19 protein-coding genes and 1 riboswitch are annotated in these 22722 nt (G+C 52.8%); of the genes, 5 read left to right on the top strand and 14 right to left on the bottom strand.

Annotated elements, in window-relative coordinates; genetic code table 11:
• Positions 1-23 precede the first annotated feature (23 nt).
• Positions 24-923: a DMT family transporter gene (locus tag AB9F29_RS02000; protein ID WP_369754403.1), complete on the top strand. Its 900-nt coding sequence runs from the start codon at positions 24-26 to the stop codon at positions 921-923.
• Here AB9F29_RS02000 and glmM read toward each other — a convergent pair.
• The 8 genes from glmM to AB9F29_RS01960 form a co-directional block, all read right to left on the bottom strand.
• Positions 920-2260, bottom strand: a complete 1341-nt coding sequence (glmM, locus tag AB9F29_RS01995) for a phosphoglucosamine mutase (RefSeq protein WP_335585807.1) — start codon at positions 2258-2260, stop codon at positions 920-922. The genes AB9F29_RS02000 and glmM overlap by 4 nt on opposite strands.
• A gap of 15 nt (positions 2261-2275) precedes the next feature.
• Positions 2276-3271, bottom strand: coding sequence for a dihydropteroate synthase (folP, locus tag AB9F29_RS01990; protein ID WP_369754402.1), 996 nt, complete (start codon positions 3269-3271; stop codon positions 2276-2278).
• Positions 3268-4152, bottom strand: coding sequence for a dihydroneopterin aldolase (locus AB9F29_RS01985; RefSeq protein ID WP_369754401.1), 885 nt, complete (start codon positions 4150-4152; stop codon positions 3268-3270). Before AB9F29_RS01985 ends, folP begins: the two co-directional genes overlap by 4 nt.
• 87 nt (positions 4153-4239) lie before the next feature.
• Positions 4240-4737 (bottom strand): cell wall hydrolase, encoded by a 498-nt coding sequence (locus AB9F29_RS01980; RefSeq protein WP_039002615.1) that lies wholly within the window; start codon positions 4735-4737, stop codon positions 4240-4242.
• Positions 4738-5157: 420 nt separating this feature from the next.
• Entirely contained in the window at positions 5158-7749 is a 2592-nt protein-coding gene (ppdK, locus tag AB9F29_RS01975) for a pyruvate, phosphate dikinase (RefSeq protein ID WP_369754400.1), read from the bottom strand.
• Between the two features lie 89 nt (positions 7750-7838).
• Positions 7839-9926, bottom strand: a complete 2088-nt coding sequence (gene glyS / locus AB9F29_RS01970) for a glycine--tRNA ligase subunit beta (protein ID WP_369754399.1) — start codon at positions 9924-9926, stop codon at positions 7839-7841.
• Between the two features lie 3 nt (positions 9927-9929).
• Positions 9930-10463 carry a DUF6446 family protein gene (locus tag AB9F29_RS01965; protein ID WP_369754398.1) on the bottom strand — a complete coding sequence of 178 codons (534 nt, stop codon included), beginning with the start codon at positions 10461-10463 and terminating at the stop codon, positions 9930-9932.
• A complete protein-coding gene (locus AB9F29_RS01960; protein ID WP_369754397.1) occupies positions 10460-11416 on the bottom strand; it encodes a glycine--tRNA ligase subunit alpha in 957 nt (318 codons plus the stop codon). The genes AB9F29_RS01965 and AB9F29_RS01960 overlap by 4 nt, the downstream gene beginning before the upstream one ends.
• A 142-nt stretch (positions 11417-11558) precedes the next feature.
• On the opposite strand from AB9F29_RS01960, the gene AB9F29_RS01955 reads away from it, so the two are divergent.
• Entirely contained in the window at positions 11559-13334 is a 1776-nt protein-coding gene (locus AB9F29_RS01955; protein WP_369754396.1) for a trypsin-like peptidase domain-containing protein, read from the top strand.
• 73 nt (positions 13335-13407) lie between these two features.
• Here AB9F29_RS01955 and folE2 read toward each other — a convergent pair whose 3' ends face one another.
• Positions 13408-14505: a GTP cyclohydrolase FolE2 gene (gene folE2 / locus AB9F29_RS01950; RefSeq protein ID WP_335585815.1), complete on the bottom strand. Its 1098-nt coding sequence runs from the start codon at positions 14503-14505 to the stop codon at positions 13408-13410.
• 80 nt (positions 14506-14585) lie between these two features.
• Entirely contained in the window at positions 14586-15767 is a 1182-nt protein-coding gene (gene metZ, locus AB9F29_RS01945; RefSeq protein ID WP_335585816.1) for an O-succinylhomoserine sulfhydrylase, read from the bottom strand.
• 71 nt (positions 15768-15838) lie between these two features.
• A riboswitch (SAM riboswitch) is annotated at positions 15839-15917 on the bottom strand.
• A gap of 112 nt (positions 15918-16029) precedes the next feature.
• On the opposite strand from metZ, the gene AB9F29_RS01940 reads away from it, so the two are divergent.
• Both AB9F29_RS01940 and AB9F29_RS01935 read left to right on the top strand, forming a co-directional pair.
• On the top strand, positions 16030-16956 hold the full coding sequence (locus tag AB9F29_RS01940; protein ID WP_335585817.1) for an alpha/beta fold hydrolase: 927 nt from the start codon (positions 16030-16032) through the stop codon (positions 16954-16956).
• A gap of 28 nt (positions 16957-16984) precedes the next feature.
• Entirely contained in the window at positions 16985-17692 is a 708-nt protein-coding gene (locus AB9F29_RS01935) for a glutathione S-transferase N-terminal domain-containing protein (RefSeq protein WP_335585818.1), read from the top strand.
• Between the two features lie 20 nt (positions 17693-17712).
• Here AB9F29_RS01935 and AB9F29_RS01930 read toward each other — a convergent pair whose 3' ends face one another.
• The 4 genes from AB9F29_RS01930 to AB9F29_RS01915 all read right to left on the bottom strand — a co-directional run bounded on the left by AB9F29_RS01930 (position 17713) and on the right by AB9F29_RS01915 (position 22099).
• Complete coding sequence (locus AB9F29_RS01930; protein ID WP_039002584.1) at positions 17713-18321, bottom strand: inner membrane-spanning protein YciB; 609 nt, start codon at positions 18319-18321, stop codon at positions 17713-17715.
• Between the two features lie 8 nt (positions 18322-18329).
• Positions 18330-19232 carry an EamA family transporter gene (locus tag AB9F29_RS01925; RefSeq protein ID WP_039002585.1) on the bottom strand — a complete coding sequence of 301 codons (903 nt, stop codon included), beginning with the start codon at positions 19230-19232 and terminating at the stop codon, positions 18330-18332.
• Position 19233: 1 nt separating this feature from the next.
• Positions 19234-20313, bottom strand: a complete 1080-nt coding sequence (ftsY, locus tag AB9F29_RS01920) for a signal recognition particle-docking protein FtsY (protein WP_369754395.1) — start codon at positions 20311-20313, stop codon at positions 19234-19236.
• A 106-nt stretch (positions 20314-20419) separates the two neighbouring features.
• The gene (locus tag AB9F29_RS01915) at positions 20420-22099 is read right to left on the bottom strand and encodes an NAD(P)H-dependent oxidoreductase subunit E (protein WP_369754394.1); all 1680 of its coding nucleotides are present in this window, start codon (positions 22097-22099) and stop codon (positions 20420-20422) included.
• Positions 22100-22303: 204 nt separating this feature from the next.
• Here AB9F29_RS01915 and AB9F29_RS01910 point away from each other — a divergent pair, with 204 nt between their 5' ends.
• Positions 22304-22720: a hypothetical protein gene (locus AB9F29_RS01910; protein WP_335585821.1), complete on the top strand. Its 417-nt coding sequence runs from the start codon at positions 22304-22306 to the stop codon at positions 22718-22720.
• Positions 22721-22722 lie beyond the last annotated feature (2 nt).

Here is a 22722-nt window from a genome sequence, read left to right as displayed (position 1 = left end):
TTTTTTCGTTGAGAGGACGCGCTATGTTTGCCCAAGCAGGACTTAAAAACTGGGGACGGATTCTTCTCCTTGGCGCGCTTTGGGGTGCATCCTTTATGTTCATTGAGTTTGCGATTGTAGGCTTTACTGCTCTCTGGGTCGCAGCCATTCGCATCACCATTGCCGCCAGCGTTCTATGCGCCGTTACTTACGTCGCGGGCACCGGATTGCCAGCGACGCGAGGCCCGAACACACGGCAAATTTGGCTTTCGGCCTTAGGGCTTGGTGTCTTTGCAAATGCGGTGCCGTTTGCGCTTCTATCTTGGGGCCAAGGCTATGTTACTTCCGGATTTGCAGGTGTTTCCATGGCTGCAGTTCCTCTGATTGTGTTACCTCTGGCGCATATTTTTGTACCAAGTGATCGACTGACAGTTCGAAAAGCTATTGGATTTTTGATCGGCTTTGCGGGTGTTGCGCTGCTTGTTGGAAAGGACGCATTTGTCTCGTCGGGAACCCAAATAGAAAGTGTTGGGCGGCTGGCGTGCTTCCTCGCCGCCGCGTCCTATGCGTGTAGCTCCATTATCACGCGGCGCGCCCCACCTGTTTCCCACAAAAGCTTTAGTGCCGCGGCGCTTTTGATGGCGTCGGCTGTCAGCGTGGGTTTGGCGCTTTGGTTTGACGGTGTGCCGACTGAGTTCCCCATTGGCCCCGTTCTCGCGACCCTTTATTTGGGACTCTTCCCGACGGCCTTGGCCACCCTCCTCCTCGTTTCTGTCATTCGCGAGGCGGGGCCGTCTTTTCTCGGCCTCTCAAATTATCAAGTCCCGATTTGGTCGGTTGTTTTCGGCGTCACATTGCTAGGTGAAACAATGCCCCCACAACTGTTGCCAGCTCTGGGGCTTATCCTATTTGGTGTCGCCGTTAGCCAAAAATGGCGCGCCTAGCAGACGGATTCAATAACCCCGACGATTTCGTCGACAACATTGGTCAACCTCGAGAGATCTTCGTCCTCGCCCATAACACGAATAAGAGGCTCAGTGCCAGATTTACGGATAACAAGACGGCCCGTTTTTGCCAGTTTGGCTTCACCATCGGCAATCACTAATGCAACTTTTTCAAGTGATAATGGGTCAATATTACCTTTGTATTTGACGTTTCTCAACATTTGAGGCACGGAAGTGAAGTTTTGCGTCAGGGTACTCGCCTTGTCTCCAGACTGCGCCATCTCTGCCATAAACTGAAGACCTGCGATCAACCCATCACCGGTGGTGGCGTAGTCTGTCATCACAATGTGCCCCGACTGCTCTCCACCCAGATTAAAGCCCCCTGCGCGCATCGCCTCAACGACATAGCGGTCACCGACATTCGTTCGCAGGAGGTTTATACCCCGTGCAGAAAGAAAGCGTTCCAGCCCCAAATTAGACATGACTGTCGACACCAACGTCGCCCCGGAAAGACGTCCGTCGAGCGCCCATCGGTCTGCCAACAAAGCCATTATTTGATCGCCATCTGCGACCTTCCCGTTCTCATCGATAATCATGATCCGATCAGCATCACCGTCCAAACATATGCCTAAATCGGCACCATGCTGCACGACAGCTTGCGCGGCTGTTTCAGTATGCGTTGAACCACATTTATCGTTAATATTAAATCCGTTAGGAGAAACACCAATGGGAATAACTTCCGCGCCGAGCTCCCAAAGCACTTCGGGTGCTGCGCGATAGGCTGCGCCATTGGCACAATCCACGACGACCTTCAGACCAGAGAGTCTTCCGCGGGATGGGAATGTTGTTTTCGCATACTCAATATAGCGGCCTAAGCCGTCTTCTACACGACGCGCACGGCCAATATTTTCTGGCTTTACGGGGGCAATTTCGCCTTTAAGTATCATTTCAATCTGGTTTTGCGCGCCATCAGAAAGTTTAAAACCATCGGGCCCAAAAAACTTAATCCCATTGTCTTGGTGCGGGTTGTGGCTTGCTGAAATCATGATACCAATATCAGCCCGCATAGAGCGGGTCAAAAAGCCTACAGCGGGCGTGGGCACCGGCCCCAAAAGAAGGACATTCATTCCCGTACTCGTCAAGCCCGCCGTCAGGGCGTTTTCGAGCATGTATCCCGAAAGCCGTGTGTCCTTGCCGATCACAACGCGGTGGCGATTTTGGCCGTCTGTTCGAAAGTACCGACCGGCCGCCGCACCCAATTTCAGCGCCACTTCTGCTGTCATCGGGTAGGAGTTTGCCTGACCACGCACACCGTCCGTTCCAAATAAATCGCCCATAAGTCACCTTTTACATTAGATTTTTTGTGCGAGCCGTATGGCTTGCTTTGTTTCTTTTGTATCATGGACGCGCAAAATCTGAACCCCCTGTGATACCGCTTTGAGCGCTACAGCAAGTGACCCACCGACACGGAGTTCTGCAATTGGTTCTTGCGTAATATCACCGATGAATTTTTTCCGCGACGCGCCCAACAGAACGGGGCAACCAAGGGAATGGAACAGGCTAATTCCGCGTAAAATCGCAAGGTTATGGCCTTGAGTTTTGCCAAAACCAATGCCGGGATCAACAACAATTTGCGCGCGCTCGACACCTGCCTGAACGGCAATTTCAATCCGATGAGCAAGATAGTCGTAAATATCCAGAACTACGTTCTCATAGCGCGGGTCGACTTGCATGTCTTTTGGTTGCCCTTGCGCGTGCATCAAACAAATCGGGGTTTTCGCCTGCGCAGCGACAGTCGCAATCTTGGCGTCAAAACCCATCGCGGACACATCATTCACAAATGTTGCGCCTGCGTGCATGGCCGCCTGCGCGACGTCTGATTTGCGTGTATCAATTGAAATCGCAATATCACTTTGAGCGCGAATGGTCGCAATTACAGGAACCACCCGCGCGATCTCATCGGAAATCGAAACGTCGAGCGCCCCGGGGCGCGTAGATTCCCCGCCAATATCAAGGATGTTGACGCCGTCAGAAATCATTCGCTTTGCCTGCTCAACTGCCGCTGCTGCTGAGGCGAATTTGCCACCATCAGAAAAACTGTCGGGCGTCACGTTTAAAATGCCCATAATATTGGGGCTCCCCATGTCCAAGGACGCGATATCAGCGCGCGGAGAGGTCATGCGTTGCAGAATGTCATGTGGGGTTTCACGCGCGGGAATGAGGTGCGCTGCGCCCCCCCTTTGTAGGACTTCCACTTGGTCAAACCAACACCAACCACCCGCAAGGGCAACAGCGCCTTCTGGCTTTGCTTGGTCGGTTCGCGGAATGGCGCGGTAGTAAAACGTCATGACAGGTCCAAAAACTGCGTGGGATCCGTAATTTCAACGCCAATCGGGCAGTCCAATCCGACGACCTGCCCGGCGTGCTGCTTTGCCAGCCAAAAGGCCAACCTCTCAGCGTCAAAGCTCTGGGGCGGATGAGGGCTATCGAGAACTTGCTTCATTGGCGCCCAAACGTTGACACGCCCCTGCCCGAACCCCCACTCCATTTCCGTACGACTCCCAACGACACCGACGTGCTCATTGCGCGATGATAGGACCCAAGCCGCGCTGTCCCACGCCAATAACGCCAGCCGTTGGTTGGCAATCTCGTCTTGTGTCGCCCCAAACTCAAGGCACATTTCTGGCAGGAGAAGAACCGGATGGGCATGGGTGTGAAAAATCGAGACCCATTCAGAGAGTGACAGGTGATTTGGAACGGCAACGATCAGCGGAGCCAAACCCGACCAATCCGAATACGCTTCCCCCACGGTAAGAGCTTCGCGGACAATCTCGACACCAAGCTTCCCTGCGCCACGATCCAGTTTTTCAATGCGTACGAAAACCCGCTGTGCTTGGGGGGCGGCCAAAATCAAAGTGGCAATATCTTCTGCCAATGTTTCAAGCAGATTTACGCGAGACCGTGTGAGAGCAATTGAAATAGCGTCCGTAACACGATCATACGAAAGAATTTTATCGACATCATCATCGAGCGGCTTTTGGACATCCGAAACTTCAACCACGACGTTGAAGGACAACCGCTGTGTGACTGCGCGCTCAACTTCAAAGGCCCCAATTTCAACGGCCACAATGTGATCGCGCAGGGAAATACGATCCAAAACACCCGTGGGGCGCAGCACCGAGGATCGCTCAATTGGATGTAAAAAATGTGCGCTAGGCTCAACTGTCATGTGTAATCCCGATTGTTGTCGGATATGTACAGCGCGACTAGCGAGCAAACCAGTAAAATCATCGTTAACGGCGGATGTGAGCGCAGCTTAGGATTTATTCGTCCCAGCCCCGGGTTGGCGATAGAAATAATGCACACCAATCGCTGCGACGCGAGGGAATTTCTTGGACCACGACGGTTTGACGGCCTTAGTGTGATAATGGGTCGCGCCCTTGGTCAAGGAGCGCGGCACAGCGCCAGACAATAAGGCTGCGGCTATCTTCTGCGTGCTTTTTCGCGCGGAGGCCTCGTTATAGAGTTCCTTTTTCCCATCGCAAGTATAGGTAAATTGGCATTGGTATTTCTTGCCTGTGCCCTGCTTAATCACACCGCAGACAGAATTTGGGTATTTTGCACTTTCGACACGGTTCAAAATAACCTCGGCCACTGCAAATTGCCCTTTAACACTTTCGCCACGCGCCTCAAAATAGAGCGCTTCACTCAAGCACGCCCACTGATCGTCGCCCGAAGCGGGCTTTTGGGACGCCAACCAGGATTTGCTATACTCAAAACTTTTGGTTTTTGCTGTTTTCTGACTGCGGCCAATAAAAAACTTGAGAAAGGAGTTGGGATTTTTTTCAGATTGGTGTGTACTGTGTGGAAGGGTCTTTGTTCCGGTCACCGTGTCGCTTGCCCAAACGGGACCAGCCATGGCAACGCACAGGACGAGTCCGCGCAATAGAGGGCCGCGAACCGACTTGGTTGCAGCCCTTGAAAGCGTCGTTTTTATCATCTGGAAAAACATATTTTCACCCATTTTCAACCCACACCTGTGGATCAGCAGCCCCCACGGCCCCGACCGGCAGGTGATGTAGGCAAAAAAGGTGGGCTTGTCTACACCTGAATCTTTACTGCGACAAACGTGCGAGAAACCCCCAATTACCCCCAAATATGGAAACAACTGTCGGCAATCAGTTTCGCTCAAATTTATATAAATTAAAACAATATCTTAGCTAAAGAAACGCCTCTAGGACCGCCACTTGCCTGCAATCGCTAGCTGTGCAGCAGCGAGGCGCGCAACCGGAACGCGATAGGGTGAACACGACACATAATCGAATCCCGCACGCCGACAAAAGGCAATCGATTCTGGATTCCCACCGTGCTCGCCACAGATGCCCAGAACGATCTGAGGACGCGCAGCGCGGCCGCGTTCCGCACCGATTGTCAGGAGCTCGCCAACGCCGTCCGTGTCCAGAACATGGAAAGGGTCTTCAGTGTAAACACCCAGACGGACATAATCAAACATGAACCGTGCGGCGTCGTCCCGCGACAACCCATAGGTCATTTGTGTCAAATCGTTTGTTCCGAAACTTAAGAAATCGGTGTTTAGGGCGATATCCCCAGCGCGTAACGCTGCACGAGGGGTTTCGACCATCACGCCCAAGCGAAAGGTGAAATCCACGCCTTCCGTGAAGCGCACTGCCGCAGCCACGGAATCAATTCGTGATTTCACCAATTCCGCTTCTTTTTGCGCGGACACCAACGGGATCATGATTTCAGGAACAACCGTATCCCCGCGTCGTGTCACTTCAACGGCGGCTTCGAAAATAGCGCGCGCTTGCATATCGTAGATTTCGGGAATTGTGATCCCCAACCGAACGCCCCGCATCCCCAACATCGGATTGAACTCCGTCAAAGCTTCAATCCGCGCGGTCACCGTCGACAACGGCAAGTCCAATGCTTCTGCGAGTTCATGAATACCTTCGCGTGTGGAAGGGAGAAATTCATGTAGGGGGGGATCAAAAAGGCGAATACAAACCGACTGTCCTTTCATAATCTCAAAAAGCTCTATGAAATCAGCGCGTTGCATAGGCATCAAGCGATCCAACGCTGCGCGGCGGTCTTCTGGCCCGTTGGCGAAAATCATTTCACGCATCACTGTTAGCCGGTCGTCTTCAAAGAACATGTGCTCCGTTCGACACAATCCGATGCCCTGCGCGGCAAATCGGCGGGCCGTTTTCGCATCTGCGGGGGTGTCTGCGTTGGCGCGCACATCGATATCACGGGCATCATCCGCCCAGTCGAGGAGGGTTGTAAATGCATCGTCCAAGGCGGCGTCGAGCAACTTCGGTTCCCCCGCCAGCACTTCCCCTAAAGAACCGTCAACCGTGAGAAGATCGCCTTCGACAAAGCGGCGATTGTTGGGTGTGGTGAGTGTTTTATCCTTGGAATTTATCACAAGATCGAACGCACCAACGATACAAGGCAAACCCAATCCGCGTGCAATCACAGCCGCGTGGCTGGTCATCCCACCTTTTTCAGTCACAACAGCAACAGAAGCGTGCATGCCCCGAATATCTTCGGGGGAGGTTTCACGTCTGACGAGGATCACAGCATCCCCCTTTGCCGCAGCCGCTTGTGCTGCCGTCGCTGAAAACACGATCCGCCCCAGCGCCGCACCGGGGCTGGCACCAATACCGCGCGCAAGGATGTCGCGCTCGGCAAGAGGATCCACATGAGGGTGCAAGAGTTCTGTCAGCGAATGTGGGTTGATCCGCATGATCGCTTCTTCACGCGCAATGACGTCATCACGCGCAAGATCAACGGCAATGCGCAACGCGGCTCTGGCGCGCCGGTTAACCCGCACTGCATCCAGAATATGCAAAACACCGCCCTCAATCGTGAACTCGATTTGCATTTCTTCTCGCAAACTGCGCCGCGCCATTCCGCCCAATTCAACAAGGCGATCAAATTGCTCAGGCAACATATCTTGAAGCGAATCCCCGCGCGGGTCTTTGTTTAAAAACAACGCGTCCCTTTGACCTCCAAGCGCATCACGGCCTTGGCTCTGGCATTTATAACGTCCTGTAATCTGCGGAAGGCCCGTTTCGCTGTCGACAAATTGAATAACGCCAGAGCCGCTGTTGTCATGACCAACACCCAAGGCCATTTCTTGTACGACCAACCCAAGACCCGCGTCCTCCGGGGCACCTTTTGCGCTGCGCAGAAGACGTGCCGTGGTTCCAGACCAAGCGCGCGCCATCGAACGGAGCACCTCGGCGAGCTGTTGGGCTGGGTCTTGTGGAAACTTCTCGTCCGTTTCATCCTCATAGGCGCGCAGAGCAGATTGCAAGGCGCTGTCCCCATCAGGGTCGTTCTTGTCAAAGGGTTGATCCTCAAACATGTCGGCATCAAGGCGTGCGACATGAACGGCATAAGCTTGAATAAAGCGCAAATAAAGGGCATTCGCGCTCGCTTTCCCTACCGACAATTCCATCTGTGCATGGCGTGCGTCATTCATTCCAATGTTTAAAACGGCGCGCGGACCGCCCCAATCGGGATCTTCGGAACTTGGTCGCACGGAAACAAGGGTACCGTCGCCAAAATCCCGCATCATGGCTGTGGTATCGGGTAATATTCCGACTGCAATTCCGGCCACAGCATCAAAGGAAAGCGCAAGTGTGCGAGGAATTGGCATATCCAATCGCACCAGTCTCTGAAGACATTTAGCGCGCCCGCCGTGCCGTTTGGTAGCTATCGGCGCAGTTGTCGTGATCTGTGTGTACTCTAAAGTTTTCGCATTTTTCTGCACCGCAGCACTCCTTGTCTCCCAGACCATAACGTTTGAACGAAGGCTGGCAAGCTTTGACGTACCGTTTGCCGCTTAGGACGCCAAATTTGCGCCCTAAACCGGATTTCTTGCGATCTTCAACCTTCGATTTTACCCAAATCCGCAACCGTAAGGCACAGCGTGCGAATCCGATTTAGTAAATTCAAACGATTGCGCCGTGTGATCTGACTGTCGGTATTAATCTGAACCGAGTCGAAGAATGCGTCAATCGGCGCTCGGAGCCCGGCCATGGCGCTCATTGCGCCCGCGAAATCTTCGGCCTCGATGGCCGGAGAGATCGCAGCCTCGCCAGTGTCTAGTGCTGCAAATAACGCTTTCTCTTCGTCCGCTTGGGCATATTTCACATCCGCCCCATAGGAGTACTCCACACCATCTTTTTCTTCGGCTTGCGAGAGAATATTGTTGGCTCGCTTAAACCCTTGAAGAAGATTTTCACCGTCATCAGTTTTCAAAAACGCAGCCAAGGCATCAGCGCGCTTCACAAGAAGTGTAAGATCATCATTTGCAGGCATCGCCAAACAAGCGTCGATAACATCAAAGCGAATACCCTGGTCTTTGAGGTATGTTTTCAAACGGTCATGGAAAAAAGCCAGTAGGCTCTCTGTCGGGGCGGCCTCACCTGAATTGAGCGCATTTTCGTGACGTGCGAGTTGCGCGTCCACAAAGCGTTCCAACGGCAAACGCACGTTGTTTTCCAAGACCAAACGGATCACACCAAGTGCGGCGCGGCGCAGGGCAAACGGATCTTTTGACCCCGTTGGTTTCTCATCTACCGCCCAAAACCCAGTTAAAGTGTCCAACTTATCGGCGAGGGCAACAGCCACAGAGACAGGCTCGCTTGGGACATCGTCACTGGGACCAAGGGGCGAGTAATGCGCTTCACAGGCATTCGCGACGGGCTGCGGATGTCCGGCTTCCTCGGCATAATAACGTCCCATAAGCCCTTGAAGTTCCGGAAATTCATAGACCATTTCACTCGAAAGATCGGCTTTGGCAACCTGTGCTGCAAGGGCTGTCATTTCGACATCAGCACCAACGACTGGCGCTAAATCCCGCGCGAGTGCTTCAATCCGGTCGATCCGGTCGGCCTGCGTTCCAAGCTTATTATGGAAGGTGACATTCGCGAGCGACTTCGTCCACGACGCCATGTCAGATTTGGCGATCCGTAGATCATTTTCCCAGAAGAATTTGGCATCCGAGAGCCGCGCAAACAGAACCTTTTGGTTCCCCGCGAGGATGGTTTTGCCGTTATCCGTGGTTTCTCGATTTGCCACGGTGACAAATTTCTCGATACGGTTTGTTTTTGGATTGCGCACAGAGAAGAACTTTTGGTGCTCTTTCATCGAGGTTTGCAGGACTTCAACGGGCAACCCGAGGAAGTCTTCGGCAATATCGCCCATCAGGACAACAGGCCATTCCACTAGCCCTGCGACCTCTGCCAACAATCCTTTGTCTTCAACGATTTCAAATCCCTGAGCAAAGGCCGCGTTGGTAGCATCGTTCCAAATCTGGTCTGCGCGTTCTTCAGATGAGAGCACGACGTATGCCGATTTCAGCTTGCGTTGGTAATCGTCGAAATGAGCAATTTTGAGTGATTTTGGTGCCATAAAACGATGGCCGAATGTAACGTCTGACGCTTTGATGCCGTCGACATCCAATGATACGACCGTGGTGCCAGTTTCGTCACTCAAAATACCAAGTATAGAGTGCAACGGACGCACCCATTTTAGACTCCCTGTTCCCCAGCGCATGGATTTTGGCCACGGAAAATTGCGGATTGCCGCTTCGAGCGTTTCCGCGACAATCTCAGCCGCAGGCCGCCCCGCCTTTTTGGTCACCGCGAAATAGACTCGGCCTTTTTTGTCATCGCGAATTTGCAGATCGTCCATCGTGAGCCCTGCGCCGCGCAGGAAGCCTTCGATTGCTTTTTCCGGCGCACCGACTTTCGGGCCTTTGCGCTCTTCAATGGTGTCGGGGCTCTCGGCGAGGAGGCCTTCGACGGATAGCGCGAGCCGTCGTGGCGTTGAGAAGGCCCCCGCTGACGCGTAGGTCAGGCCCGCGTCAACCAGCCCGTCCGTTACAAGTTTCTTCAAATCCGCCGCAGCGCGGGTTTGCATGCGTGCGGGAATTTCTTCGGAGAAGAGTTCGATCAGTAGGTCGGCCATGATTTATTCTTTCTCAGAAGGTACGGGAGGACAGGATGCGGGGACGGGATCGCCGTTGAAAGCATGCTCGCCGCAGGTGTTTATTTGGTGCCACGCATAGGCGCGCCCATCGTCGTAAACGGCGATCACACGATCAATGCCATAAATGATATTTGCTTGGCCCAAATAGACGGTCGCGGTGCCCGTTTCGATGTCGGCACCAAGTTTGCGGGCGTCAAAGCAGGAAAACTGTTTGGGAGCTACCAGCGGTTCGGCTGCGGGATAGGTTTGGAATGTTTCTGTCATCATGGCATTCGACATGGGCGTTGTAAAACACGCGCGATATCGGATCGGGGAACTGTCGGCGTCTATACCCTCGAACCCGGCAATAAGCATAGGTTCGGGAGCTTGGGTGACGAGGTTGGTTATCTGGATATTGGCATTCTCGGACGAAGCCTCAACGGTTTCGTAAAAGCCATATTCCTGCAAATAATACATCGCACCACCGGCGATCAATGCTGTAATCACGATTGCACCTGCAATGAGTTTCCCGATCATGATTGCGCCTGCTCTTGTGCAACCCAGCCACCGGCCTCGGTTTGCACAAAGGCGTCGGCACAAGCTTTGGACAAGGTCCGCACGCGTCCGATATAGGCCTGGCGTTCGGTTACCGAAATCACGCCGCGCGCATCGAGAAGGTTGAACAAGTGGCTGGCCTTAATCGCTTGATCATAGGCCGGATGCACCATGACAATGCGCTTGCCCGTTTTGGGATCAACATAGGGCTGATCCAAAATCGTTTTGCACTCAGCTTCGGCATCCAAGAAATGCTGCAAAAGCACATCTGTGTTGGCAATGTCAAAGTTCCAGCGGCTGTACTCTTGCTCGGTTTGACGGAACACATCGCCATAACTCAAGGCTGTGGGCGACGCCGGATCATTATACGGCATGTCCATCACGTGATCGACGCCAAGAATATACATCGCCAAACGCTCAAGCCCATAGGTCAACTCGCCTGTTACTGGGTGGCAATCATGGCCGCCAACTTGTTGGAAATAGGTGAACTGGCTGACTTCCATCCCATCACACCAAACTTCCCAGCCAAGGCCCCACGCGCCAAGGGTTGGGCTCTCCCAATCATCCTCAACAAAACGAATGTCATGGATTTCCATATCCACCCCGATGGCGGCGAGGGATCCTAGATAGAGTTCCTGAAGCTCGGGGGGGCTTGGTTTAATCACGACTTGATACTGATAGTAATGCTGCAAGCGGTTTGGGTTTTCCCCATAACGCCCATCAGTCGGGCGGCGCGACGGCTGAACATAGGCCGCGGCCCATGCCTTGCTGCCAAGCGAGCGCAACGTCGTGGCGGGGTGGAACGTTCCCGCGCCGACTTCCATGTCATAGGGTTGCAAAACGGCACAGCCCTGCTCCGCCCAATAGTTTTGCAAACGCAGGATGATCTCCTGAAAGCTTCTAGGTTTGGTTTTCGAGTTTGAAGCGGCGGACATGGCGGATCCTTATGAAAATTCCCGTTCCAAATACGCAACCCTTCGCGAAGGGTCAATTGCTTGCTCTTGCATTATTGGCTCGCAATGCGCAAAACAAGACAAATAGCGCAACAGATATCCAACAAAGGGAAACCCGACCGCCATGACTCATGCCCGGCCACTGGTTACAGCCATTTCAATATTTCTTATTTCGACCCTTCTCGTTTTTCTCGCGGCCCCAAATCAGGCACAGGCCCAAGAAAATACATGGATTCAGATTGAAGCCCATCCGACCCTGAACGAGGCACAGACACGTGTGCGCGCCTTTTCAGGTGCCTTTCCGAATGTGGGCGGGTTTCGGGTCAGCTCTGGCTGGTATGTAATTTCGATCGGCCCGTTTTCGGCAGCGGCTGCGGCGCAGGAACTTGAAAGATTGCAGCAGGAAAATTTGATCCCGAGGGACAGTTATTTGGCAGACAGCCGCAGCTATCAACAACAGTTTTGGCCCCTTGGAGGCACCACCCTTACTCAACCCACGACAACCGTTGAACCCACCACAAGCACCGAACTAACTCCGACCGAGCCCGTAGGCCAAATCATCACCCTTCCAGACGAAACCCCGGGTCAGGCGCGCGCAAATGAAAACGCCCTGTCACGTGAAGAAAAAATGGAACTTCAGGAAGCCATGCAATGGGAAGGCTTTTACACCAGTGCCATTGACGGCTCCTTTGGTGCCGGAACGCGGCGTGCGATGGCCGAATATCAAGCGGCGATGGGCTATGATACGACGGGTATCCTGACGACATACCAACGCGGCGAATTACGCGCGAAATTCAACGAAGTGTTCACAAATGCAGGGATGGAAAACTATAGCGACCCCAAAGCGGGAATTTCTATAGATCTGCCAATGGGTTTGGTCGAATTTGACGGCTACACCGCGCCTTTCGTTCACTTCGTGCCAAAAGGCGACAGTGGCGTTTCCGTTTCTCTGATCTCGCAAAAGGGCGATCAGGCGACGTTGTTTGGCCTGTATGAAATCATGCAAACTCTTGAAATTGTTCCTTTAACAGGAGAGCGCGAGCGCAAGGATGCGAGCTTTGTTTTGCGAGGCAACAATGCAAAAATCAACTCCTATACCTATGCTGCCTTGGAAAACGGCACAATTAAGGGCTTCACCCTCGTTTGGCCTGCTGGCGACAAGGCAAATATGAACCGCATCATCGGTGTGATGATGACGAGCCTCCTATCAATGGGTGACACGGCGCTTGATGACTTCGCTGGTACTAATCAAAACGAGCAGAAGATTGACCTTCTGTCTGGCCTCCAAATTCGTCAACCAATCCTGTCGCGCTCTGGTTTCTATCTGGACGCAACAGGCACAGTCTTGACCACGAGCGAGTTTGCGGGAACCTGCGCGAAACTGACATTGGATGACCTAACACTTGCTGACGTTATCTTCACTGACCCGGCTCTCGGCATTTCTATTTTGAAACCTGAGAAAAAACTAGCACCGCTTGGCTTCGCGACTTTCGCCAATGCCTCCCCCCGTTTGAAATCGGAAGTCGCCGTCTCTGGTTATTCTTACGAGGGCGCTCTGGGGGCTCCGACAATGACGTTCGGCGCATTAGCAGACGTTCGTGGCCTTGACGGAGAGGTGAACACCCAGCGGCTAGATCTAGTGTCCCTATTGGGCGACGCAGGGGGCCCTGTAGTTAATGCAGGCGGAACGGTCATCGGCATGTTGCGCTCAACCGAAGTTAAGGACGGCCGCGCTTTGCCGGAAAACGTAAGTTTCTCGACCTCAGCGAATGCGATCCTCAAGATTTTGGCTGACAACGGCATCGCCTCGACGACGTCCTCAGAAGGCGGAGCGCTCCACCCAGTGGACCTAACGGCACGCGCGTCTGACATGACCGTCTTGGTGCGATGCTGGAACTAAAGGATAAAATTCAATAACTTAGGGCGCACCCAATACTTTGGCTGCGCCCTTTTTCTTTTCTGGGCCTGTGTCATCAGCCAACGTGGAATAACGTCGAAAACAGTTTCGGATCGAAGCTTTGGGCCTCGAACGTTTGCCCTTCTGTCAGAACACTCACAGCATCATGGCTGTGTAGACTTTCCTGGTGGCTCGCGACGATTCTATAGTCCAAAATGCGTTCATCATTCTGAAGTTGCTCACTAAACAGACGCGCGGCATCTTCGACAAAAATCGGGTTTGCCGCGTTGAGTTCGGCAAAGGCCTGCTCATCTTCTCGCTTCACCATCACTTGGGTTTCCGTCGGCACCGCAACACGGCACAAATCAATCAAATCCTCAAACCAAAGACGTGGTTTTTCAGAGTTAAGCAAAACGGAGATACGGGCGACGGACCGCTGTGAATGTGGGGTAGCTAATTGGTGGCGTGTTTGGCGCGCATGTTCGGATAGTTCAAGCGAACAGGGGCAAGTGGACGAGTAGACATAGTCCAAATGTATGATTTTCACAACTTTACCGGCGGTCTCGACCAACTCTAATGCTATATTGTAATACTGATAACCTGCCAGCCCTGACCGCAAACTCTTGTTCTTTACAGGAAAAGAAAACGCCATTTGAATGCGCGCGTCAAAACTCTCAAGATCGGTTTTGTAATCCGCGAGAGCGGCTTCAATAACGTCAAAACTGAAGACACTTTCCGCGTATTTGTAAAACGTGCGCATGATGCGCGACATGTTGATGCCTTTTTTACCAGCCTCTAGGCTGACCGTGCCTGTAACGGAGGTCTCTAGAGCCAGATCGCCGCCTGCGCGTGCCTGAAAGCGGATGGGGAGACGAAAATTCGAAATTCCCACGTGTTGAATGGGGCGCCGAGAGCCGCGAATGAGGCTTTCAGGGCCGTTCTGTAGATCAGGGAGCGTCGCACGATACGCGTCATCCGTTGTGAACTCCTCTGGATAAGCTCTTGCAAGCGCTGGGTAATTCTCCAACGCCCTCTCTGGAAGAAGCCGTCCAATCGCGGGGTCCAATTCGGCCACTTCTACTGGCGATACATGTGCGGCCCATTCCCTTAAGGTCTCGAGCGCAGCCTTCGCTTGATCGCGCGATAAAAGCGTTTTTTGCATGTCCGTATTCATTCCTTCCCCCCCCTTCAGGTAAAGCAACGTTACGCGGCTTTACCCAAGAGTTCCAACCCTATGCCGACAAAAATTGCGGCCTAAACGGCATCCAGTGCGTTCAAAATATCGGACAGCAAGTCATTGGTATCTTCAATGCCGATACTGACACGCACCAAACCTGGGGAAATTCCCAAAAGCACCTTTTGATCGTCAGGAAGACGTTGGTGGGTTGTGGTCGCCGGATGCGTCACAATGCTTTTTGCATCACCTAGGTTATTGGAAATAATGCAAATTTCCAACGCGTTCAGGAATTTGAACGCGGCATCTTTCCCGCCTTTAAGATCAATAGAAAGGACTGTGCCGCACTTCTCAAACTGCGCTTTGGCAATCGCTTGATGGGGATGGCTGTCTAAAAACGGGAACAATACGCGCTCCAGTTTTTCGTGCCCTTCTAAGGCCTCGGCGATTACCTCTGCGGAATGAGCCTGTGCGCGGACCCGCAAATCCAAAGTCTCCAACCCTTTGAGCATAACCCAAGCGTTAAAAGGACTCATCGAACCGCCAGTGTGTTTTAGGTACGTTTCTAGTGGGCCGCGGACATATTCCTTTTTCCCAAGCACAACACCGCCAAGGCATCGGCCCTGGCCGTCAATATGCTTAGTCGCAGAATACACGACGACATCCGCGCCGAATTCAATGGCGCGAGAGAACACAGGCGTCGCAAAAACATTATCCACGATGACGGTCGCCCCAACGGCATGGGCAATCTCGGCAACAGATTTAAGATCTACGACTTCTAGGGTCGGATTGCTCACGGATTCAAGGAACACGACGGTAGTGTCTTTCCGCACAGCGGCACGCCATTGCGCTAAATCCGCACCATCAACGAAGGTCACTTCCACCCCGAAACGACGCAAAACTTCCTCGAGAATATAGAGACAGGAGCCAAAAAGCGCCCGCGAACTCACCACGTGATCGCCAGATTTGAGAATAGACATCAATGCGCCGTTTACGGCCGCCATACCACTTGCCGTTGCAAATGCGTCCTCTGCACCCTCGATGGCGGAGATACGATCCTCAAACATCCGAACGGTCGGATTGCCATATCGTGCGTAAATAAACTCGTCATCTCCGACCTCTACAAAGCGGGCCTCGGCGGCCTCGGCTGAGTCGTAAACGAAGCCTTGGGTCATAAAAATCGACTCGGAAACTTCACCGTATTGGCTGCGGCGGCTTCCAGCATGAACCATTTTCGTGCGCGCGTTCCAGTCTTTAGTCATTGTCTCAACCCTTTGTGCCTGTCTCCACTTACGTGAAAACACAAAAAAACCCCCTGCGCAAAAAGAAGCGAGGGGGTACGTCCCAGACCTCTTTAGCGGCATATTTAACGTGGCCCGCAATCAGGAGAACAAATCGCCACAGGACGCCTGAATAGGGGCCTGCGGCGCTTTCGTCAAGCCCGTCACGCAGTCGTAACGAGAAATTCATGCTCCTGATATACAGTGGATTTATCCCAATGATAGACCACGACGCGAGGACGCTATGCCCGTTTTGCGAATAAACGCTCCGTTTGGAGCTGCTGACCCAGTGTGCGCAACGGCGTGCAAATCTGTCGAGAACATGCTCAAAGGCCCATCAACGGGCCCCATAACGATTATGCTGCATGGTTTTCGATATTCGCCATTTGAAGAGAAGCATGATCCGCATGCCCAGATTTTTGCGTTAAGACCGCGTCATGAAAAACGAACCTGTATCTCTTGGCCCCATCACCTCGGATTTGGCAGAGCGACAAAGGAAGAGGGGCAGTGCATCGCCTTTGGGTGGCATGCGCGCGGCACAATTTGGCAAGCTTACAAGCAAGCGATCCCTGCGGCAGATACGTTGGCTGCTGTGATTACTACTCTGCACCATCTTGCCCCCAACCGCAAAATCAACGTGATGGCACATTCCCTTGGAGCGCGTGTTCTCTTGGCTGCGCTTGCGAAACTCCCGGAAAACGCCCTAAACCGTATTGTCTTAATGGCTGGGGCTGAGCTAAGTTCCGTGGCCCAAATTGCGATGCAGACTCCAGCGGGCAAAAGTTGCGAAGTTCTAAACATTACCAGTCGCGAAAATGATCTCTACGATTTGCTGATTGAAACGGCCATTGCACCGCATCGCCCCTTTTCTCGTAGCTTGGGGCATGGCCTCTCCCCTGCCCGCGCGAATTGGCTGGACCTTCAACTTGACTGTGCAAACACCCTTGCCGCTTTGAGACGCCAAGGGTTTCCGATTGCGCCTCCGCTCCGGCGTATCTGTCATTGGTCAACCTACCTTCGACCTGGAATGTTTCCACTCTATCGCCAATTTCTCCACGCGCCAGACAGTCTATCAATATCCGATTTATCCGCGGCTTGCGCGCGTTCGCAATCCCGTCGATGGTCTCGTCTCTTTACCCGCGCCCCCTTGCTATCTAGTCCCAAAAGATGATCATTGCTCCGAGGATAAGGAGCGAATGATGACAATCCCAATAGACCTATATTACTGGCCGACCCCAAATGGTTGGAAAATTTCAATCGCTCTCGAAGAGATGGACCTGCCCTACAAACTTCATCTGATTAATATTGGTGCAGGCGATCAATTCGCACCCGACTTCCTTAAAATTGCCCCAAATAACCGGATGCCCGCGATTATCGATCCTGACGGGCCCGATGGTGCGCCCATTTCGATCTTTGAAAGTGGGGCAATTCTGCAATATCTTGCTCAGAAAACCGGACAGTTCGGGGGCGAGACTCCGCGTGAAAAAATCGCTGTAACCGAATGGCTTATGTGGCAAATGGGCGGCCTTGGCCCCATGGCAGGGCAAGCGCATCATTTTTTAAAATACGCGCCCGCAATGGAACCGCCAAATGATCTGCCCTATGCGAAAGACCGGTATCGCAATGAAACCGCACGTCTTTATGGCGTCTTGGATCGGCGTCTTGCAGAGAACGAATATGTTGCTGGCGACTTCTATTCCATCGCTGATATGTCGATTTGGGGCTGGGCCAGCCTTTGGGAAGGCCAGCAACAAACCCTAGAAGACAAACCACATTTCGCCCGTTGGCTGGACCAAGTCAGCGCGCGTAAAGGCGTCATCAAAGGTCGGGCATTGGCCGCTGAAAAGCGGTCAAATCTTCAAAGTGACAAAAAATCCCACGACCTTCTCTTCAAGAAAAAACCCTAGGCGTAGGCCTAGGGCGACCGTCATGTATCTTGATCTTCGACCGTTACCGCGTAGGTCTGCATGAGTTTGTTTTGAAACATAAAAAACACGAATACAGCAGCCGTGAGGCCGAAGGTTTTAAAATTCACCCACGCGTCCGTGCTCATCGTGCGCCAGACAAATTCATTCGTAATTGCGAGCGCCGCAAAGAAGGCAGTCAGCCGTTTCGTGAGGATCATCCAGCCTTCATCCTGCATAGGAAGGACTTCTTCCATGACCGAACGAAGGTAGCTTTTGCCCTGTAAAAGGCCGATCCCGAGAATACCGCCGAACAAAAGATAGATCATGGTGGGCTTCATTTTGAAAAAGCGTTCGTCGTTGAAATAAACGGACATTCCACCGAAAACCACGATCAAAACGGCTGTCATTAGCTGCATTTTTGACAGCTTGCCTGTCAGCCACCACAAAATTGCCGTTGAAGCCAAAATCAGGGGAATGAAAAGCGCCGTTGCAACAATGAACCCAGCGTATTCCACGCCGCCAATTGTGAAGAATTCATCCTTGATGCGGCCATAGAAAACGAAGAACAGGACGACTGGACCAAGCTCCAAGCCAAGCTTTACAAAGGGGTTTACCGTTTTTTCCGTCATCATTCTTCCTAACCGTTCATTTCAACAATGACTGCACCAACGGCAATCAATGACATAAGAATGAGCCGTCGCGGCCCAACCTTTTCCCCTAGCACCAGCCAACCGATAAGGGCGGCAAATACTGTTGACGTCTCGCGCAAGACGGCAGCCTCGCCGACACTATCAAGCCGCGTCGCCATCATGATCGACCCAAAGCTAAAAAAGGCAACAAATGCCCCCAATATTCCGCGTTTCATCAAAGGCTTCAAACGCGGTTTTACCTGCATTTTTGAATAACGCCACGCAGCATAGGGCGGGATCGCAAGGCTATCAATAAAGAAAAACCACGCGAGAAAGGTGAATGGGTTGGCCGTTGCGCGAATTCCATAGGCGTCATAGGTCGTGTAAAGCGCGACAAACATTCCGGTGCCGGTCGCCATCAATAGCGCCGCTTTCAGGGTCTCGCGATTGGTCTCTAGATACATCAGATTGTAGAGCCCCAACCCAAAAATCCCGCATAACAAAACCACTACACCGATCCACTGACCGAACGCGAAATGTTCACCAAACACCAGCCCCGCCCCAAGAACCGTAAACAGCGGCCCCATCCCGCGTACCACCGGGTAAACCACTGTATAAGCGCCCAAAACATAGGTTTGCGCCTGCATGGCCTTATACCCAATATGGATAACAAACATGCCGAAAAAAATGGGCCACATGTGCGGCTCGGGCCACGGAACGACAAACAATGCAAAGGGAGCAGCCATCACGCCGTAGTTAAAATCAATCGCCCCACGCGAAAGCCACGGATCGTGCTCACCCTTTTGAAGCGCACCGAAAATAGCATGTAAAACGGCAGCCAAAAGGGCCAAACCAAGGGCAACCCTATGCCCCATTTCGGTTCCCTCAAGGGAAATAAGCCATTCAGTCAACCTAAATATCCGCCCCAGTTAGGGCACGGGCAAACTCCTCGGGGTCAAATGCGGCAAGATCGTCGATTTGCTCTCCGACACCGATAGCATGAATCGGCAGCCCAAATTTATCGGCCAAAGCAACAAGAACACCGCCTTTTGCAGTACCGTCCAGTTTTGTCATCACAAGTCCCGAGACATCGGCGAGCTGTTGAAAGGTCCCCACTTGGTTCAAGGCATTTTGCCCCGTTGTCGCGTCAAGGACGAGGAGCGTATTATGGGGCGCTGTTGGGTCTTTCTTCTGAATAACCCGCACAATTTTCGCCAGTTCTTCCATGAGATCCGCACGGTTTTGCAAACGCCCAGCGGTATCAATCAACAACAGATCGGCCCCATCGGCCTCTGCTTTGGTCATAGCATCGAACGCAAGGCTCGCGGGGTCACTTCCCTCTGGTGCCGTCAAAACGGGCACCCCTGCACGCTCGCCCCAAACCTGCAATTGCTCCACGGCCGCCGCGCGAAATGTGTCACCCGCAGCGATGACAACATTCATGCCCGCCGCTTTGAATTGGCTCGCTAACTTTCCAATGGTCGTCGTTTTGCCAGAGCCATTTACCCCAACGACCAAAACGACCTGTGGTTTTTTGGTATAAATCGGTAGCGGCTTGGCCACGGGTTCCATGATGCGGGTAATTTCATCCGCCAAAAGCGATTTTATCTCGGCACTTGAAAGCTTTTTGCCAAAGCGCCCTTCGGCCATGTTCGCGGTCACGCGCAGGGCCGTATCGACCCCCATATCCGCCGATATCAGCAATTCTTCCAACCGCTCAAGCATCTCGTCATCAAGTTCACGGCGCGGTATATTCTTTTCGCTTTCGCGTCCAAGAATACGCCCCATAAGACTTGGTTTGGCCGGCGCGCTCACGACGACTTCTTCGATTTTTGGTGCTTCAACCTCTTGCGGGCTTGCGGGTTGCACTTCTGGGGAAGCGACCACTTCGGGCTGTGCCTCAACGGTTTCGGCGACGATTGCATCCAAACCCTCGTCAAGTTTTGACGAAGATTTTACCAGACGGTTCTTGAGCTTTTTAAAAAACGACATTGAGCGGCCTCTTGGTGATCCTCTTCACCTAAGCCATTGCCCCGCCCTATGAAAGAGGGGAGCAGCGAAATCACACGTTCTTCACCTTTTTTACGTCCGTGAAACGCTAAATTTCGTCGGGGAAATGCTTCATCACAAGTCGGATCGGATTTGGCGCGGCTTGGCCCAAACCACAGATCGACGCATCGACCATCGTTTGGCAGAGTTCTTCTAGCAATGGTTGATCCCAATGATCCGCCTGCATCAACTTCACTGCTTTCTCACAGCCAACGCGACACGGCGTGCATTGCCCACAACTTTCATCCTCAAAAAACCGCAACATATTGAGCGCGGCATCCCGCGGACGATCTTGATCCGAGAGAATAACAACTGCGGCGGATCCGATAAACGTTCCGTGCGGCTGAAGTGTGTCAAAATCAAGTGGAACGTCGTTTAAGTGCGCGGGAAGCAACCCCGACGACGGCCCGCCGGGTTGATACGCGTGGAAAATGTGGCCTTGTTTCATGCCGCCCGCCGCAGAAATAATATCGGTTACGGTCGATCCTGCAGGCAAAAGGTAAACACCCGGTTTCGCGACCCGCCCCGAAACGGAGTAGTTGCGCAGTCCAACCCGCCCGTTATGTTCAACTCCCGAAAAAACCTTCGGCCCTTCGCGCAGAATACGCGCCACCCAAGCGAGGGTTTCCACGTTGTGAACCAATGTGGGGCGGTTAAAAATCCCAACCTGTGCAACAAAAGGCGGACGATGGCGTGGCAATCCACGCTTGCCCTCAATGCTCTCAATCATCGCACTTTCTTCGCCGCAGATATAGGCACCAGCGCCGCGGCGAAGGTCAATATAGCCCTCTTGAACAATCTTCTGCTCGACAAGTTTTGCGATTTCCCGTTTCAGGATTTCGCACGCCGCAGGATACTCATCCCGCAGATAAATAAAGGCTTTTTTCGCACCAATGCTCCACGCTGCAACCAACATCCCCTCGAGGAAAAGATGTGGTTCGGCTTCTAGATGCACACGATCCTTAAACGTTCCCGGTTCCCCTTCGTCGCCATTCACAGCCAAATACTTGGTCCCAGTTTCCGCGAAGACAAACCCCCATTTTTTACCTGACGGAAAGCCCGCGCCTCCAAGGCCACGCAACCCAGATTCAAAAACGGTTTCCGCCGTCGCCTCTGGGTCACCATTTTCACGCAACGCATGCAAAACGCGATATCCACCGCCTGAAACATAGGCGCCATAATCTTCATATTCGGGAATTTTTGTGTGGACATCACGCGCAGCCACAGCCGCCAAAACCTTCTCGGGCGTCGCATGATCAATGTGATTATGCCCGACCTCGGCAACCGGTGCCATGTCACAACGGCCCATACAGGGCGCGCGCAAAATCCGCACAGAAGCGGGATCGCTTCCTGCCTTCAGGGCGCTCATCAATTGCTGCGCGCCCTCCATTTCACAAGACAGCGAGTCGCAAACTCGAATTGTCAGCGCAGGCGGAACGGCCTCTCCTTCACGCACAACATCAAAATGCGCGTAAAAACTCGCGACCTCTTGAATCTCCGCCATTGAAACGCGCATTTCCTCGGCCAACGCCCGCAAATGAGGGGCAGAAAGATGGCCATACGCGTCTTGAATAAGATGTAGAAATTCAATCAGCAGATCGCGGCGACGCGGCACATCTGCCAAAAGTGTCCGAACCTCGCTCAAAGCAGCATCGTCCAATTGACGGCCCTTGGGCGTCGTGCGCCCCTTGCCCTTAGCGGACTTCCACACGCCTGTTTTTTGGTCCACACCGTTCTCCCATATTATTGCCTCATCATAAGGTTCGATTGGGCACGCACCACAACAAAAGCGACACAAAACACTTCGGAAACGTTGTGCTTTGTTTCACATCGGCCCGGATTAACTACGATTGTAATCAAATTGAATATTTCTGGAGCCCTTCAGTATTTTCTGGCATAGTTCGCACATCCGATTACCAAACTGGTGAATTGAATGTTGTTGCGTACCCTTGCCATACTAGCTCTTGTTTCTATTCCAAAACACGCCCTTGCGACGGATGTTTTGGATTTAGAAACTCTTGGGGAAAAAAGCTTTTCAGCCTACGTAACGGGCAAGACGTTGACCTATTCAAAAAACGGGCAAGTGTTTGGAGTCGAGGAGTATTTACCGGACAATCACGTGCGCTGGTCGTTCAATGATGGGGAATGCCAGGACGGTACTTGGTTCGCGCAAAATGACGAAATATGCTTTATTTACGATGGGCCGACGGTGCCGCAATGTTGGTCGTTTTCAGTGGGGAGCAACGGTTTGATTGCGCATTATGAAAATGCGCCCACATCTGACGAGCTTTATGAAACCGCGCGCAGTTCCACCCCGCTGTATTGCAAGGGGCCGGACGTCGGCGTTTAAAG

Source organism: Falsihalocynthiibacter sp. S25ZX9 (assembly GCF_041205405.1).
Lineage (GTDB): Bacteria > Pseudomonadota > Alphaproteobacteria > Rhodobacterales > Rhodobacteraceae > Falsihalocynthiibacter > Falsihalocynthiibacter arcticus.
The sequence above is the reverse complement of the archived record's forward strand: the minus strand, read 5'-3'. Positions and strand labels throughout refer to the sequence as shown.